A 15145-nucleotide genomic window follows, 5' to 3' on the forward strand; every position below is an offset into this window, starting at 1 on the left:
CAAGCACCGCATCGATCGCTCTCTAGCGATTGCAGTTCATGGCGGCAAGTGTGCTGCAAACGTTATGCGCGTGTCAGCCGTATGATTTTCCCGTCGCCTTCATCGGTGAGAAGGTAGATCGAGCCATCAGACGCTACGCGCACATCGCGGATGCGTCCAAATTCACGCTTCAGCATCCGTTCTTCACCCTTGATGGCGCCTTTCTCATCGCGGTCCAGGCGCACGAGCATCCGGGACTTCAGGGCGCCGGCCAGAAGGTCGCCTTTCCACTCCGGGAACATCGCTCCGTCATATACCGCGAGCCCGGAGGGAGCGATCGAAGGGTCCCAGTAAAAGAGCGGTTGCTCATAGCCCTTCGCATGGGTGCCCTTGCCGATTTTGGCGCCGGAATAGTCCACACCATAGGTTATGACCGGCCAGCCGTAATTCTTGCCCGCCTGAGGCTGATTGACTTCATCACCGCCTTTGGCGCCATGTTCGACTGTCAACAATGAACCGGTGACGGGATCCCAGACCAACCCTTGCGGATTGCGGTGGCCCTTGGACCAGATTTGCGGCAGGCCTTTCTTGCCGTCGGCGAATGGATTATCCGCCGGGATGGTGCCATCCGCATTGATGCGGAGTATGGAGCCGGCCTCATCCCTGAAATCTTGCGAGCGCTTCATTGTGCCCTGATCACCGATCGTAACGAAAAGCTTGCCATCGGGTGCAACAAGAATACGCGAGCCGAAATGCGCCGATCCCTTGGTGCTTTGCTTTACCGAGAGCAGAACCGAGACGTTTTCGAGTTCGGCCCCGTCGCCATTGCGAACGAGACGCGCGCGCGCCATGACTGTGCCGGTACCATTCTGGCGCGGTTCGGTGTAGCTGAAATAGATATTCCCACTCTTGGCAAAGTCCGGCGCAAGCGCGACATCGAGCAGACCACCTTCGCCTCTGACCACGACTTTGGGAACATTGGCAACGGGCCTGGATGCTTTACCGTCCTCGACGATGCGTATCGTACCGCCGCGCTCAGTTACCAGGAGTGCGCCATCGGGCAGGAAGGCGAGGCCCCACGGATGGTCAAGGCCATCAGCAATTGTCTCGGCAGAGAGCGTCACCGTTTCAGTCTTGAAATCCTTGGCGAAAGCGGTCAGGGGCATTGATATCAAGACCGCAAACAGACCCGCTGAAGCGATTTTCGGTCCTTGTTTCATTGACGGCGATCCTCTTCGTCGTTCGCTGGATGATGTCATTTTGTGCACAGTTCGCCCATCCGGTCGTCTCACAGTGATGTGAATTCTCACTCAGCCAACGCTGATTTGCCTGCGCAAATGCCCGACATGCGACATTTTCCACTTTCTACGTGAATTCGCCGGAATCGGTGTTATATTAAGCGCTGAATGACTGAACGGTTCCGGAGTCTTGAGCTTCGGCGACCGTTTTCTTTTTGTGTCGAGGGGCATCGATCGATCGCTATTCGACATTGACTATGAAAGGAGAGGGCATGGAAAAGGTCCCGATGACTCAGGCTGGATTCGACAAGCTCAAGGAGGAGCTGCGCTGGCGCCAGCAGGAAGAACGTCCACGCATTATTGCGGCAATCTCGGAAGCGCGCGCCCACGGCGACCTTTCGGAAAACGCCGAATATCATGCCGCCAAGGAAGCCCAGAGCCACAATGAAGGCCGGGTCGGCGAGCTCGAGGATTATACGGCACGCGCCGAAATCATCGATATTTCCAAGCTGTCAGGCGACAAGATCAAATTTGGCGCTACCATTCAGCTGATCGATGAGGATACCGAAGAGAAAAAGGTGTATCAGATCGTCGGCGATCAGGAAGCTGATCCCAAGGCTGGCCGTATCTCCATTTCTTCGCCCATCGCGCGCGCGCTGATCGGCAAGAGCGAAGGCGAGACGATCGAAGTCAACGCACCCGGTGGTGCCCGGTCTTACGAAATCATCGGCTTCAGGTTCCTCTAGACTTCGTGCAGGAGCCCCTAAGCAGCGTCGAAGTGATCGCTCCGAATTTCAAGCGAAAGCTTTCCGGAGTCACTTCGACGATAATCCAACTCATCCCGCTACAGCGGGCCAATGGCCTGAACATTGTCACCATGGGCCCTGGATTGCCGGCGGAGCTGCCGAGCATCGGCTGGACATCGATCCCCGGGCTCTGGTTCAAGCCAAGGACCAGACCATTTCGCATCTGGCACGCGCGCCGCAACAATGAAATGATTGCCGGCATTCTCATGCGCCATGTCCTGCGCATGAGATTGAAGCTGTTGTTCACTTCGGCTGCGCAACGTGACCACCAGCCTTTCACCAAATGGCTGATCCGGCGAATGAACGCAGTGATCGCCACGAGCGGCAAGTCCGGAAGTTTCCTGAAGGTGCCCCACACCGTCATCATGCACGGTATCGATACCGAGCTGTTTCATCCACCACAGGACGATCAGGACAGGTTTGCAGCCTCGGGCCTCCCGGGGGAATTTCTCGTCGGCTGTTCGGGGCGCATCCGGCCTTCGAAGGGTACGGATCTCTTCGTCGATGCGATGATCAATTTGCTGCCGAAACATCCGCAATGGACGGCGGTCATGACTGGCCGCACGACTGCGGAGTACAAGGGCTTTGAACAGGCGCTGCGCGAGAAGATTGCGAAAGCCGGGCTTGGCGAGCGCATCCTGTTTCTGGGGGAGGTGCCCGATGTGCGCCTCTGGTATCGCCGGATGTCGCTTTACGTGGCGCCGTCGCGCAATGAGGGCTTCGGCCTGACGCCGCTTGAGGCGATGGCCTCGCAGACCGCGGTGGTTGCGAGTGATGCCGGGGCCTATGCCGAGATGATCGAACCGGAGACAGGAACGGTGGTTGCCGCCGGTGACGGGCGCGCGCTTGAACAAGCGATTGCGCCTTACCTCGCCGATCCAGCGATGTGTGATGAGGCGGGGAAGGTGGCAATTGCCCATGTCCGCGAGAACTTTCCGCTGCAGAAGGAGGCCGGCCGTATTGGGGAAGTCTACGAGCAGCTCTTCGCCGGTGGACCGCAGTCGTGACTGTTACGGCTTTCATCATCCATCTGAAGCGCGCGACAAAGCGCGGCGAGCACGTTCGCGGATTGATCGAGCGCTTGCCGGTGAAGGCGGAGATCGTCGATGCGGTGGACGCGCTCGAAATGGGCGAGGGTGATATTGCCGCCGTCTATGCCCGCTCGCTGAACAGTCCGTACTATCCGTTCGAGCTGCGGAAATCCGAGGTCGCCTGTTTTCTGTCGCATCGCAAAGCTTGGGCTGCAATTATCGATCGCAAGCTCGATGCAGGTCTCATCATCGAGGACGATGTCGAGGTGGATGCCGGCTTCGCGGCACAGTTGCAACTTGCGATCGATACGCTGCAACCGTCCGACTACATCCGCTTTCCGCGCTGGCCGAGGGGTGAGGCGGGGGCTGAAATCGCTCGCGAGGGTGCCAATAGCATCATTGAGCCGGAACTGCCGGGGTTGGGGATGCAGATGCAACTCGTTGGACGCGACGCGGCTATTGCGCTTTTTGCTGCAACGCAACGATTTGACCGGCCTGTTGATACGACGATCCAGATGCGCTGGCTGCATCCCGTCCGTGTATTGTCAGCGCGGCCAATCACCATCCGCGAGATCGATTTCGATCTCGGCGGGTCGGTCGTTCAGGGCAAGAACAAGACTTTGGCCGGTCGGCTGAAGCGGGAAATCCTGCGCCCCTGGTATCGCGTCACGCTTTATCTGTTTAATAAGGTCCGCCGTTAGAGGCTCGTCTTAAAGCACCATCAACGGTTCGTTCTTGACCGAACGGATGGTGAGGGACGTTCGAACGGAATCGACGTTGGGCGTCGAGGTCAATTCTTCGATGACGAAATTCTGGAACGTGCCGAGATCGCTCGCGACGCAATGCAGAAGGAAGTCCGACTCGCCGGAAACCATCCAGGCGCGGCGCACGAGTGTCCAATGCTTGGTTTTTTCGGCGAAGTTTTTCAGGTCGGCGTCAGATTGGCGGTGCAGACGGATCATGCAGAATGCGACGATATCCTGGCCGAGGATCGCGCCGTTCAGGATCGCACGATAACCCTGGATGATGCCGGCTTCTTCGAGCTTGCGCACGCGGCGCAGACAGGGCGGTGCCGATATGCCGACGCGCTCCGCCAATTCCACATTGGTGATGCGGCCATTGTCCTGCAATTGTTTCAGGATTTTCCAGTCGATCGCGTCGAGATCCGCCTTCAAAGGCATATTCCATCCTGTCCCACGAGAATTGCGGTCACCATAGGCGATTCCCCATGCTGTGTAATCACATCCCGCGATGGTTGCAAACAGGTTCCACAAATCTCCCAGGCTCTATCGAAATTCACGCCATGGCGGCCTGCAAACGGCGTTTTTCTGCGCTCCGGTGCTTACGTACCAAATGTACGCTGCGCTGCGGTGCTCGAAAACCACCGTTTTCGCCTCGCCCTGACATGAACCTCGACAGACCCTAGAAACGCCGCTCTTCCGCCACAAGCTGTGGCTAACCCGTCTATGTTGAGCGAAGACCTTGCAACAAAGGGTGCTGAACCACTACTTTATAGTCATTGAAAGAGCATGGTGGTCGTGCCATCTCTTGTATGTCGAACACATATTACTTCAAGGTCTAGTCATGTCACAGCGCCATGTGCCCGTTCTCATCATCGGTTCCGGTCCCGCGGGTTATACCGCGGCGATCTATGCGGCTCGTGCAAACCTGAAGCCCGTCATCGTCGCCGGCCTGCAGCAGGGTGGCCAGCTGATGATCACGACCGATGTGGAAAATTATCCGGGCTATGCCGATACGGTGCAAGGCCCGTGGATGATGGAGCAGATGCGCATCCAGGCCGAACATGTCGGCACCGAGATTGTCCACGACATCATCACGGAAGTTGACCTTTCCGTGCGGCCGTTCCGGCTCATCGGCGATGGCGGCACGCAATACACATGCGATGCGCTGATCATCGCGACGGGTGCGCAGGCGAAATGGCTGGGTATTCCAACAGAGCAGACTTTCATGGGCTTCGGCGTTTCTGCCTGCGCCACATGCGATGGCTTCTTCTACCGCAACAAGGATGTCGTGGTTGTTGGCGGTGGCAACACTGCGGTCGAGGAAGCGCTTTATCTCGCAAACCTCGCCAAATCGGTCACGATCGTGCATCGCCGGGATCATTTTCGCGCGGAGAAAATTCTGCAGGACCGCCTGTTCGCCAAAGAAAATGTCAAAATCATCTGGGATAACGTCGTTGACGAAATTACGGGAACAGTAGCCAAGGCGCCGATGCCCGCATCGGTGTCGGGCATACGTCTGAAGAATATGAAAACGGGTGAAACCACGGAGTTGGCAACCCATGGCGTTTTCGTCGCCATTGGTCACGCGCCGGCGGTTGAGCTTTTCAAGGGGCAACTTAAACACAAGCCGAATGGCTATCTCTGGACCGCAGCCGATTCAACCGCAACGGATGTGCCGGGCGTCTTTGCCGCCGGTGACGTTACGGATGACATCTATCGTCAAGCGGTCACCGCTGCGGGCATGGGCTGCATGGCAGCTCTTGAGGCCGAGCGTTGGTTGGCTGCCCAGGAACCAGTGCGTCAAGCTGCCGAATAGCAGCCGTTAATTTAGAGCCGGTCCCCGATGTGCGTGGCCGGAATGGGGGAGAGACTGCGCGATGTCGCTTGATTGGGACAAATTGCGAATATTTCATGCTGCTGCGGAGGCGGGGTCCTTTACCCATGCCGCCGAGACGCTACATCTGTCGCAATCAGCTATTTCCCGTCAAGTCAGCGCACTTGAGCAGGATGTCGGCGTTCCGCTGTTCCACCGCCATGCTCGCGGCCTTATCCTGACCGAGCAGGGCGAAGTGCTTTACCGCACCGCCCATGAAGTTCTTATGAAGCTGGAGAATGTCCGCTCTCGCCTGACAGAGAGCAAGGACAGGCCGTCGGGCAAATTGCGCGTGACGACGACGGTCGGCCTTGGCTCGGGCTGGCTTATCGAGCGCGTGCAGGAATTCATCGAGCTTTATCCGGAAGTTCAGCTGCAGCTGCTTTTTGACAACGAAGAGCTCGATCTGACGATGCGTCACGCGGATTGCGCTATTCGCCTGCGTCAGCCGCAGCAGCCGGATCTGATCCAGCGGCGGCTCTTTACCGTGCACATGCATGTCTACGCTTCACCGGCCTATATCGCCAAGTATGGCAAGATCGAAAGTATCGAGGAAATCGATACCCATCGCATTGTCAGTTTCGGCGAGCCCGCGCCGTCTTATCTCACCAATCTCAATTGGCTCGAGGTGATCGGCCGGACGGATGGCAATCTGAGACCCGCTGTCCTGCAGATCAACAACCTCCTGTCGATCAAGCGCGCTATACAAAAGGGCGTCGGCATCGGCGTGCTTCCCGACTATATGGTGGAAAAGGATTCGACGCTGGTCCGGCTCCTGCCAGAGATGGAATTGCCGTCGTTCGACACGTTCTTTTGCTACCCCGAAGGAATCAAAAACGCCGCTAAATTGCACGTATTTCGAGATTTTCTTTTCTCGAAAGCGCGTACTTGGTCCTATTAGGCAAGCTATTTCGACATTTTCCGAAAAGTTTTTCTTTCCAATCTTGTGCTGCTTTGCAGCATGATTTTGCCTGCGTCATCGACATTCCGTACCTGCAATTCCAACATTGTTCGTGATTTCGCCGGTATGCACCAAACGCATGGGTGCGATGCACAATTGGATGTTGCGAGACGGCGTCAAAGGGCTCATATCCACATCACTTGCCGGTGCGTCTCCTCCTCCCATTGCGCGCCCGCAAGTGTTCCCCTCTGGAGGTATAGCCGGAAACGGCACCTTCAAAACTTAAGGCCGGGCAATTGTCCGGCCTCTTTTCTTTTCAGGGGGTATGTCTTGTCATCTTTTGGGTGAGTGCGGATCGTCATCTTCGTTGCTGCGAAGTGCTTGAATTAATCTGCGTCTTGGCTCCATGTGCTCATGAAGCACACCTAATATGACGACCTCCTTTTCGCCCTCCGTGTCTTGTACCTCTTTAAAGTATATCAGGTGAGAGGCGCTGTGCCGTCGCTTGGAAACAAGTTCCAGATGCAAAGACCTGACGCCGTCTCTTAGGTCTTCTCGCGCGGTGGTCGACGGACGGTAGGGCTCATCGGCAATCAGATTGATGCCGTCGCTGATGATTTTGGAATATATCTGAACCTGTTTGGCACCAAAGAGATTCTTTGTGGTTCTAAGAATATCGGTTATATGAGCGTCCGCCTCTCTCGTCAGACGGTACTTCACTCATTGTCCTCTGAAAGAACGCTTGCGGCAATTTCCTCTATGCTGCGTGAGGAAAAATCCCGGCGGTCCGCTTGTCCTATCCCGACATCGAGCTTACGTCGCAGAATTTCGATTTTCTCGCGCTCGATATCTCGATCCCGTCTCAGCGCCCGGAGAGCATCGCGAACGAGTTCGCTGGCTGATGCATAGTCACCACTGTTCAACTCGGTCGAAACAAACTCAGCCATTTCCGGCGTCAGATTTACGTTCATAGTAGGCATGGGGGCCTCCTTTACGTAAAGAATTAGGGTATTGGCAAAAATTGTCAATGCGGGGTGCTTGCGGTACGCCAGGACCGATAGCCGTGTCGGATTCAGTCCGTTGGCAAAAAAGGATCTTGCCTCTTTGCCTTGGGTCAAGCCCGAGGATGACGGAGGGTGAGGGTGCTTTAGGACAAGGCGATGTTCCGAGCTACATTCGACGAATGAAAAAGGGGCCATTGGGCCCCTCGATTTCATCTATTGATCTTCTTAGCGAAGGTTGGCGCAGAAACGCTGGATCCGTTTTCCGGCCTCTTCGAGATTGGCATCAGACGTTGCATAGGAGATGCGGAAGTTCGGTCCGAGGCCAAATGCCGATCCATGCACGGCAGCCACGGCTTCCGTTGAAAGCAATTCGCTGACGAAATCCTCATCGTTCTCAATGACTTTGCCGGATGGCGCCGTCTTGCCGATCGCTGCCGCGCAGGAGGGATAGACGTAGAACGCACCTTCAGGCTTGGGGCATTCAAGCATCTTCGTCTGGTTGAGCATCGAAACGATGAGATCGCGACGGCCTTCGAATGCCTTTTTGAAGACCGGCAAATGCGCCTGTGTTCCGTCGAGGGCTTCTACCGCTGCCCATTGCGAGATCGAGCTTGTGCCGGAAGTCTGCTGGCCCTGTACCATGTCCATGGCCTTGATCAGCTCGATCGGGCCGGCCGCATAGCCGATACGCCAGCCGGTCATGGCGTAGGCTTTCGACACGCCGTTCATTGTCAGCGTGCGATCGTAGAGATTTGGTTCAACCTGTACTGGTGTCACGAACTTGAAGTCGCCATAGGTCAAATGTTCATACATGTCGTCGGTCAAGACCCATACATGCGGATGACGCACGAGGACATCGGTAAGCTTTTTCATTTCGTCCCAGCTATAGGCTGCGCCAGACGGGTTGGAAGGTGAGTTCATAATGATCCACTTGGTCTTCGGCGTGATGGCACGCTCCAGATCCTCGGGCTGCAACTTGAACTCGTTGGCCTGAACGGCGGAGACGATGACCGGCGTTCCGCCGCATAGCGAGACCATTTCCGGGTAGCTTACCCAGTAGGGCGCGACGCAGATCACCTCATCGCCGGGATTTAGCGTAGAGAGCAATGCGTTGTAGATAACGTGTTTGCCGCCGGTCGAAACAATCGTCTGGCTTGCCTTGTAATCGAGTTCGTTCTCACGCTTGAACTTGCGGGCAATTGCTTCGCGCAGTTGCGGAATGCCGGATACAGGGGTGTACTTGGTCTCGCCGCGCCGAATGGCAGCGATGGCAGCTTCCTTGACATTGTCAGGCGTGTCGAAATCCGGCTCGCCAACGGATAGCGAGATGACGTCACGGCCCTCGGCTTTCAGATCGCGTGCTTTCTGGGTGATCGCAATGGTTGCGGAAATCTTCACACGGGAAAGGGCGTCTGCGAGGAATGCCATGGTATCGTTCTCCTGAAACGGGTTTGATGACCGTAGATAGTTTGCGGGCCTGCTATGTCGCAATGGCGGCCGAATCGCAAGCAAAAGCATACTTGCGGGACTTCACATTATGCAGTTTCTGTGCAGGGTGTGGCATCGAACGTCCAATACATCAGCAATGTTTGAAGAATGCTTCAATCAAAATGATTGGACATATCGGCTCGCCGTGGGAATAGTCGCCCGCCAACCAAGCCGTCATTTGTGTGTCCGCACCGACGCTCTCAGGAGACCGCCACCATGCCAGTACTTTATTCACAACCTGATTCAGGAAATTGCTACAAGCCGCGGCTTTTGATGGCGAAATTGGGGATGCCTTTCGACCATATTTCGATTTCTTCAACTGATGGTTCAACGCGTAAACCTGAATTCATGGCGAAGAATCCGAACGGCAAGGTGCCGTTGCTTGAGTTGGACGACGGACGGTTTCTCGCAGAATCGAATGCCATTCTGCTTCATCTGGCGGAGGGCAGTCGCTTTGTTCCCGAGAATTCGTACGAGCGCGCATTGATGTATCAATGGCTGTTCTTCGAGCAATATACGCATGAACCAAATATCGCCGTTCGCCGGGCATTGCTGGTCTATCCGGAGCGGGCAAAGGATGCGACGCCCGAGCGTTTGGCAGCGACGCTGGAGGGTGGCAACAAGGCGTTGCTGGTGATGGAAAACCAGTTGCAGAAGACGCCTTATTTCACAGGCAATACCATCAGCGTCGCCGATATCGCACTTTATGCCTATACCCACGAAGCCAATCGCGGCGGATATGACCTCTCCGCCTATCCGTCTGTGGTAAAATGGCTGAGCCGCGTCGCGGGTGACGAGGGCCATGTTCCGATCACTTGGCTACCTGTTTGATCATCTATCAAGCTCTTGGCTATCGCCTGTAATGCCGGGCAGACGCTCAGCTAACGTATCAATCAAAATGCGAATGCGTGCTGGCATAAACGGTGCCTTCGGCCAGACAGCGTGTGTATCGAAAACCATCGATTCTACATCGGCAAGAACCTGTACAAGTTTGCCCTCGTTGACGCGATCACCGATCAGCCAGTACGGTAGCCAAGCCAAACCCAAACCATCGGTGGCTGCGTCGGCTACCGTTTCGAGATCGTCAAAGACGATCCGGCTGTTTACTAGCGCTGTACGGTAGCCTTTTTTGCCATCAGGGAAGAGCCAGGAACGGATGTTACCATTCTGGCCGTAAAGGATCGCTTGATGGGTCGCCATGTCGTCCAGTGTCGCAGGCGTCCCGTGCGCGGCAAGATAGGATGGTGCTGCACATATGGTCATACGCTGGCGGGCAATGCGTCGTGCGACAAGATCGGCAGTGTCCGGCAGACCCGCATTGCGGACAACAAGATCGTAGCCCTCCGCAACCAGATCCACCGGACGATCGGTAAAGGATACTTCAAAACGCAGCTGCGGGTGCCGCCGCGCAAGTTCGAATATAACTGGAGCGACGCATCGGCGACCGAAAAGCACGGGTACGCTGAGGCGCAAACGGCCCGACGGTTCGTTTTTTTCAGATGCCACCGCGGCTTCGCCAACATCAATTGCCGCAAGAACGCTCAAGCAATGTTCGTAAAAGGTATGGCCATCACTTGTTAGTGTGAAAGACCTCGTTGTGCGATGGCAAAGCCGCACGCCCAATCGCGCCTCAAGCCGTGCGATCGTCTTTCCCACTGCTGAACGTGACAAATGCAGCTTTTCAGCGGCAGCCGAAAACCCGCCTGCATCTACAACAGCGACAAATTCCTGAATGCCTGCCAGCCGGTCCATTCCATACTCTCATTGTAGAATCAAACGATACAGCTATGAGCTTATTCGGCGCAACTGTTTTGATTCTTACTCATATAGACAAGTCCCGAGCCTCACAAATGCAATAAGGACCATGCCATGACCAAAACAATGAGACGCTGGCAAATTACTGCCGCAGGCCGCGAAAACCTGAAACTTATCGATGCAATCATTCCGACGCCCGGCCCGGGAGAAATTTTGATCAAGGTTGCGGCAGTTTCCCTTAACTATCGGGACAAGCTGTTGATCGACGCCGGATTTGGGCTGCCAAATCCAATGAAAGAGCCATTTGTTCCCATGTCCGATCTTTCTGGAGCGGTTGTCGCAATTGGCGATGGCGTTACGCGCTTTGCAGAAGGCGACCGCGTGATTTCGACGTTCATTCCTGACTGGATTGAGGGTGATGGACCTGGCACAGCGCGCCACCCGAACGGGCGCACCCTTGGGGGACCCGTTGCGGGCGTCCTGGCAGAATATGTAATTTTAAGCGAAGAGTGGGCGGTCCGCGGGCCGGACAGGCTGAGCCATATCGAGGCGAGCACCTTGCCTTGCGCCGGTCTCACTGCGTGGACTGCGCTTGTCGAGAGAGGCAATCTGAAGGCTGGTCAGAAGGTGGTCGTTCTTGGAACCGGTGGCGTATCGCTCTTCGGTCTGCAGATCGCATTGTTGCACGGAGCTGAGGTCATTGTCGTTTCCGGTGACGATGACAAACTGACCAAGGCGAAAAAACTGGGGGCGCAGTACGGGATAAATCGCAAGAATGTAGACTGGGTCGAAACAGTGTATGCGATTACCAATGATCATGGTGCAGACCATATTCTCGAAACTATTGGCGGTGCCCATCTGGACAAATCCTTAAATGCTGCAGCAGTGACCGGTCGTATTACGTTGATCGGAATTTTTGACGGGTTCAGTGTTTCGGGAAGTTTTTTACCCCTCGCGGTCAAGCGCCTTGTCGTTGAAGGTGTCCAGGTCGGGCATCGCAAGGCATTGGAGGATCTCGTCAAGGCATATGATTTGTCAGACACAAAGCCTATTATCGAAGCCCTCTACAAAATGGAAGATTTGAATGTCGCGCTGGACCATCTGGATCGAGGTCCGTTCGGCAAGATCGTCGTCGAGGTGGGTTGAATCTACACCCCAGTCTTTGAGAGGTGACAGATAAAATGCAAAAAGGCGGGATAAAATCCCGCCTTTTAAATTCATGTGCGTTCAGAAATCAGACGATTCCCGTATGTGGATTAGCCAGCAACGCTAAGGTTGTCAGCGGACGACTTGCCCGAACGACGGTCCTGTACGATCTCGTAGTTGACCTTCTGGCCATCGTTGAGACCGCGCAAACCTGCGCGTTCAACAGCGGAGATATGGACGAATACGTCTGCACCGCCAGTATCAGGCTGGATGAAACCGTAGCCCTTGGTGCCGTTGAACCATTTCACTGTTCCCGTAGCCATGGGAAATTCCTTTCAGATATATAAGACAGGCAGCAAGCACATTTGCGGCCCAGGGAATCGAACCTATGCAATGGAGTTCATCAGGAAGCGCAACAGGTTACGCAGGTCGCAAAGTCACTCGACCGATAAAATCGATGCGGATTACATATGACAGAATTTGCCCCAAAACAAGCCGTATTGAAATGGGTTTATCGTCAGGGTTAAGTGCGGCGGGTTGCATAGGCGAATTTTGCCCCTACATTCGTTGTTGAATTTCAGCACAGTATCCGACGTGTTTTCATAGTAGATGCTAATGTGAACTGGCCGAATCGCGGTCGTCCACGGGGGAGACTCATGGCGGAGCAGAAACCAAGCCGATCCACAGCCACCTCGGTCGCGGGCGAAGTGGAAGCCGGGCTGCTCTCCCAGTTGCGCGTGATATTGGATATCTACTGGATATCGCCGGTCCGCAACCGCCTGATTCTCATGATACTCGGCGTTGTCAGTATCATCATCGTCACATCAGCGGGCCAGGTGCTGCTGAACCGCTGGAATGTCCCATTTTACGATTCACTGTCGCGACGCGATTTCCCTGCTTTTGTCGACCAGTTGATGGTGTTTTTTGCCATCGCTTCGGTTCTTCTCGTTTTCAACGTGGCACAAACCTGGCTGAACCAGATGACACGGCTGAAGCTGCGCGAGGGACTGACGCGCGATCTGGTCGGTGAATGGCTGGAACCGCGCAGGGCATTCAAGCTCTCGAATTCTGGACCGATTGGCGTCAACCCCGACCAGCGTCTGCATGAAGATGCGCGACATCTTTCGGAAATGTCGACTGATCTCGGGTTTGGATTGTTGCAGGCCACGATATTGCTGGTGAGCTTCATCGGTGTGCTGTGGACATTTTCCAGTGGTTTCGTGTTCAATGTCTATGGTTATAGCTTTTCCATCCCAGGCTACATGGTCTGGGCTGCTATCCTCTATGCCGCATCTGCATCGTGGCTCAGCTGGCTCGTCGGACGTAAATTGATCCGGTACAACGCGGACCGCTACCAGAAAGAGTCCGAGCTCCGTTTTTCGCTGATGCGGGTCAACGAGCATATCGATGCGATTTCGCTCTATAGAGGAGAGGCTGACGAGAATCGCCGGATCGGCTTTGACATCGACAGCCTTCTCTCTGCAATCCGCTTGCTGGTCACGGCGCTGACACAGCTGACCTGGGTCACCTCCGGTTATGGCTGGATCACCATCGTCGCGCCCATCCTCGTGGCAGCACCCGTCTACTTTGCCGGAAACCTGTCATTTGGCGGGTTGATGGCAGCAATCGGGGCCTTCAACCAGGTGCATGATGCCTTGAAATGGTTCGTCAATAATTTCGGCGCCATTGCCGACTGGCGCGCCACGCTCTTGCGCGTGACATCGTTCCGGCAGGCAGTGCAGGCGACCGACATCAAGAACAGCGTCGAACAACGGATCAAGTTCACGCAGTCGGAGACAAATGAGATCGTCCTCGACAAACTGAAGATTACGGCCCCACGCGAGACAGTTCGCCTGAAGGAGAAGAAGGCCGTGGTCAAGGAGGGCGAGCGCGTGTTGATCACCAGCGAACCCGGGATCGACAGAACCCTGCTCTTTCGAGCCATGGCCGGCCTCTGGCCCTGGGGGGCGGGCACCGTCAGTCTGCCGGCGAATACCAACATTCTTTTTATGCCGCGCCTGCCTTATTTCCCTCCAGGCAGCTTGCGTGAGGCGATGTCCTACCCTGTCGGCAAAGACGGATTCTCCGATGAGGAACTTGTTTCGGCGCTACACGAGCTGGGCCTGATCCGGCTCGAACCGATGCTCGACTTCAGGGCGCGCTGGGACAGGGAATTGAGCGACGATGAACAGCGGTCTCTCGCATTCGCGCGGCTCAAACTGCATAAACCGACGTGGGTCGTAATCGATGAGGCGCTGGACGGTATGGAGAAGGACGCCTACGAACGGGTTACCGCTGTGCTACGCGATGACCTGGCCAAATCAACAGTCGTCCATATCGGACGCGAGGACAAAAACGATCATGTCTTCTCCAAGGTGCTGCATTTCGTTAGCGATCCTTCCGGTCACGGACTTGAAGAAGAGGGTATCGCAGGCGTTTGAATGATCGGTTTGCGGGACGGTTAAATCCAGTTCTCGGTCAAGACCCCGGGCATGCGTATAAATTCGCGCATATTGTTGGTCACAACAACCAGTCCTTCGCTGCGCGCGTGACCACCTATCTGCATATCATGCGATCCGCACGGAGTTCCGGCTCGTTCAAGGTCCGCACGTATCTGTCCGTAGTGCACTGCCGCACCTGCAGCGAAAGGCAATACTTCGAGCCGGCTGACGAAGTGTTCGATCGCTTTCAAATTTTCAACGGTGCGAGCTGATTTCTCCGTCCCATAATGCATTTCGCCGAGTGTGATGCTGGATATGCATAGCTGTTCCGCGAGTGCATTGAACTTCTCCCGCAATTGAAGAGGATAGCTTTTCATTACGTAAATGCAGATATTTGTATCCAGCATATACCGTAGCATCAAAGCGGCTCGCGATCTTCGATTACAGGCTGTTCGCGTTCACTCATAAAGTCGTCGCTCAAACGCGGTCCCTGCGTAAAAAGATCATCCCAACGCTTGCCTTGAGGAACCACAAGACGACCCTGGCCGATCTTAAGGATATCCACTTGGTGCACGTCTTCGGGAAAAGCGACTGCTTTCGGCAAGCGGACGGCCTGACTGCGATTGGTCGTAAAAACGGTGGAGCTGGTCATGGTGAATCCTATGTACATCCCATTGGGATATACATAGGATAATGCTCGGAAAATGGCAAGACGACGACGTCCCTTGATTGGCAGAACG

17 protein-coding genes are annotated in these 15145 nt (G+C 55.3%); 8 read left to right on the top strand and 9 right to left on the bottom strand.

Going from position 1 to position 15145, the window contains the following annotated elements:
* Positions 1-62: 62 nt before the first annotated feature.
* Complete coding sequence (locus tag N8E88_RS23285; protein WP_262292660.1) at positions 63-1199, bottom strand: PQQ-dependent sugar dehydrogenase; 1137 nt, start codon at positions 1197-1199, stop codon at positions 63-65.
* Positions 1200-1489: 290 nt separating this feature from the next.
* On the opposite strand from N8E88_RS23285, the gene greA reads away from it, so the two are divergent.
* From greA to N8E88_RS23300, 3 genes are read left to right on the top strand one after another with little or no spacing between them, the layout of a single operon-like run.
* Positions 1490-1963, top strand: coding sequence for a transcription elongation factor GreA (greA, locus tag N8E88_RS23290; RefSeq protein WP_112530705.1), 474 nt, complete (start codon positions 1490-1492; stop codon positions 1961-1963).
* 5 nt (positions 1964-1968) lie between these two features.
* Complete coding sequence (locus tag N8E88_RS23295; RefSeq protein WP_262292661.1) at positions 1969-3030, top strand: glycosyltransferase family 4 protein; 1062 nt, start codon at positions 1969-1971, stop codon at positions 3028-3030.
* Positions 3027-3755, top strand: coding sequence for a glycosyltransferase family 25 protein (locus tag N8E88_RS23300; RefSeq protein WP_262292662.1), 729 nt, complete (start codon positions 3027-3029; stop codon positions 3753-3755). The genes N8E88_RS23295 and N8E88_RS23300 overlap by 4 nt, the downstream gene beginning before the upstream one ends.
* A 9-nt stretch (positions 3756-3764) precedes the next feature.
* Here N8E88_RS23300 and N8E88_RS23305 read toward each other — a convergent pair whose 3' ends face one another.
* The gene (locus N8E88_RS23305; protein WP_262292663.1) at positions 3765-4235 is read right to left on the bottom strand and encodes an Lrp/AsnC family transcriptional regulator; all 471 of its coding nucleotides are present in this window, start codon (positions 4233-4235) and stop codon (positions 3765-3767) included.
* A 403-nt stretch (positions 4236-4638) separates the two neighbouring features.
* On the opposite strand from N8E88_RS23305, the gene trxB reads away from it, so the two are divergent.
* Positions 4639-5613 (top strand): thioredoxin-disulfide reductase, encoded by a 975-nt coding sequence (gene trxB / locus N8E88_RS23310; protein ID WP_262292664.1) that lies wholly within the window; start codon positions 4639-4641, stop codon positions 5611-5613.
* Between the two features lie 61 nt (positions 5614-5674).
* Positions 5675-6571 (top strand): LysR family transcriptional regulator, encoded by an 897-nt coding sequence (locus tag N8E88_RS23315; protein WP_112530710.1) that lies wholly within the window; start codon positions 5675-5677, stop codon positions 6569-6571.
* 333 nt (positions 6572-6904) lie between these two features.
* Here the strand turns inward: N8E88_RS23315 and N8E88_RS23320 are convergent, their stop codons facing one another.
* The 3 genes from N8E88_RS23320 to N8E88_RS23330 form a co-directional block, all read right to left on the bottom strand.
* Positions 6905-7291: a type II toxin-antitoxin system RelE/ParE family toxin gene (locus tag N8E88_RS23320; RefSeq protein WP_262292665.1), complete on the bottom strand. Its 387-nt coding sequence runs from the start codon at positions 7289-7291 to the stop codon at positions 6905-6907.
* Positions 7288-7551 carry a type II toxin-antitoxin system ParD family antitoxin gene (locus N8E88_RS23325; RefSeq protein ID WP_262292666.1) on the bottom strand — a complete coding sequence of 88 codons (264 nt, stop codon included), beginning with the start codon at positions 7549-7551 and terminating at the stop codon, positions 7288-7290. The genes N8E88_RS23320 and N8E88_RS23325 overlap by 4 nt, the downstream gene beginning before the upstream one ends.
* 249 nt (positions 7552-7800) lie before the next feature.
* Entirely contained in the window at positions 7801-9003 is a 1203-nt protein-coding gene (locus N8E88_RS23330) for a pyridoxal phosphate-dependent aminotransferase (RefSeq protein WP_262292667.1), read from the bottom strand.
* Between the two features lie 276 nt (positions 9004-9279).
* Between N8E88_RS23330 and N8E88_RS23335 the strand changes: the two genes are divergently transcribed.
* Positions 9280-9894, top strand: a complete 615-nt coding sequence (locus N8E88_RS23335) for a glutathione S-transferase family protein (RefSeq protein WP_262292668.1) — start codon at positions 9280-9282, stop codon at positions 9892-9894.
* Here the strand turns inward: N8E88_RS23335 and N8E88_RS23340 are convergent, their stop codons facing one another.
* A complete protein-coding gene (locus N8E88_RS23340) occupies positions 9895-10815 on the bottom strand; it encodes a LysR family transcriptional regulator (protein ID WP_262292669.1) in 921 nt (306 codons plus the stop codon).
* Between the two features lie 117 nt (positions 10816-10932).
* On the opposite strand from N8E88_RS23340, the gene N8E88_RS23345 reads away from it, so the two are divergent.
* On the top strand, positions 10933-11964 hold the full coding sequence (locus N8E88_RS23345) for a zinc-dependent alcohol dehydrogenase family protein (protein WP_262292670.1): 1032 nt from the start codon (positions 10933-10935) through the stop codon (positions 11962-11964).
* A gap of 110 nt (positions 11965-12074) precedes the next feature.
* On the opposite strand, the gene N8E88_RS23350 is transcribed toward N8E88_RS23345, so the two are convergent.
* Entirely contained in the window at positions 12075-12287 is a 213-nt protein-coding gene (locus tag N8E88_RS23350) for a cold-shock protein (RefSeq protein WP_106718517.1), read from the bottom strand.
* 333 nt (positions 12288-12620) lie between these two features.
* Between N8E88_RS23350 and N8E88_RS23355 the strand changes: the two genes are divergently transcribed.
* A complete protein-coding gene (locus N8E88_RS23355; protein ID WP_262292671.1) occupies positions 12621-14405 on the top strand; it encodes an ABC transporter ATP-binding protein/permease in 1785 nt (594 codons plus the stop codon).
* 20 nt (positions 14406-14425) lie between these two features.
* Here N8E88_RS23355 and vapC read toward each other — a convergent pair whose 3' ends face one another.
* On the bottom strand, positions 14426-14824 hold the full coding sequence (vapC, locus tag N8E88_RS23360; RefSeq protein WP_262292672.1) for a type II toxin-antitoxin system tRNA(fMet)-specific endonuclease VapC: 399 nt from the start codon (positions 14822-14824) through the stop codon (positions 14426-14428).
* Positions 14824-15057: a type II toxin-antitoxin system VapB family antitoxin gene (locus N8E88_RS23365; protein ID WP_262292673.1), complete on the bottom strand. Its 234-nt coding sequence runs from the start codon at positions 15055-15057 to the stop codon at positions 14824-14826. The genes vapC and N8E88_RS23365 overlap by 1 nt, the downstream gene beginning before the upstream one ends.
* Positions 15058-15145: the final 88 nt, after the last annotated feature.

Origin of the sequence: Phyllobacterium zundukense (assembly GCF_025452195.1) — a bacterium.
Lineage (GTDB): Bacteria > Pseudomonadota > Alphaproteobacteria > Rhizobiales > Rhizobiaceae > Phyllobacterium > Phyllobacterium zundukense_A.

Bases quoted from the DNA above. Each gene is read 5' to 3' on its own strand.
- N8E88_RS23285 (WP_262292660.1), bottom strand. From the start codon at position 1,199: ATGAAACAAGGACCGAAAATCGCTTCAGCGGGTCTGTTTGCGGTCTTG.
- greA (WP_112530705.1), top strand. From the start codon at position 1,490: ATGGAAAAGGTCCCGATGACTCAGGCTGGATTCGACAAGCTCAAGGAG.
- N8E88_RS23305 (WP_262292663.1), bottom strand. From the start codon at position 4,235: ATGCCTTTGAAGGCGGATCTCGACGCGATCGACTGGAAAATCCTGAAA.
- trxB (WP_262292664.1), top strand. From the start codon at position 4,639: ATGTCACAGCGCCATGTGCCCGTTCTCATCATCGGTTCCGGTCCCGCG.
- N8E88_RS23315 (WP_112530710.1), top strand. From the start codon at position 5,675: ATGTCGCTTGATTGGGACAAATTGCGAATATTTCATGCTGCTGCGGAG.
- N8E88_RS23325 (WP_262292666.1), bottom strand. From the start codon at position 7,551: ATGCCTACTATGAACGTAAATCTGACGCCGGAAATGGCTGAGTTTGTT.
- N8E88_RS23330 (WP_262292667.1), bottom strand. From the start codon at position 9,003: ATGGCATTCCTCGCAGACGCCCTTTCCCGTGTGAAGATTTCCGCAACC.
- N8E88_RS23335 (WP_262292668.1), top strand. From the start codon at position 9,280: ATGCCAGTACTTTATTCACAACCTGATTCAGGAAATTGCTACAAGCCG.
- N8E88_RS23340 (WP_262292669.1), bottom strand. From the start codon at position 10,815: ATGGACCGGCTGGCAGGCATTCAGGAATTTGTCGCTGTTGTAGATGCA.
- N8E88_RS23345 (WP_262292670.1), top strand. From the start codon at position 10,933: ATGACCAAAACAATGAGACGCTGGCAAATTACTGCCGCAGGCCGCGAA.
- N8E88_RS23350 (WP_106718517.1), bottom strand. From the start codon at position 12,287: ATGGCTACGGGAACAGTGAAATGGTTCAACGGCACCAAGGGCTACGGT.
- N8E88_RS23355 (WP_262292671.1), top strand. From the start codon at position 12,621: ATGGCGGAGCAGAAACCAAGCCGATCCACAGCCACCTCGGTCGCGGGC.
- vapC (WP_262292672.1), bottom strand. From the start codon at position 14,824: ATGCTACGGTATATGCTGGATACAAATATCTGCATTTACGTAATGAAA.
- N8E88_RS23365 (WP_262292673.1), bottom strand. From the start codon at position 15,057: ATGACCAGCTCCACCGTTTTTACGACCAATCGCAGTCAGGCCGTCCGC.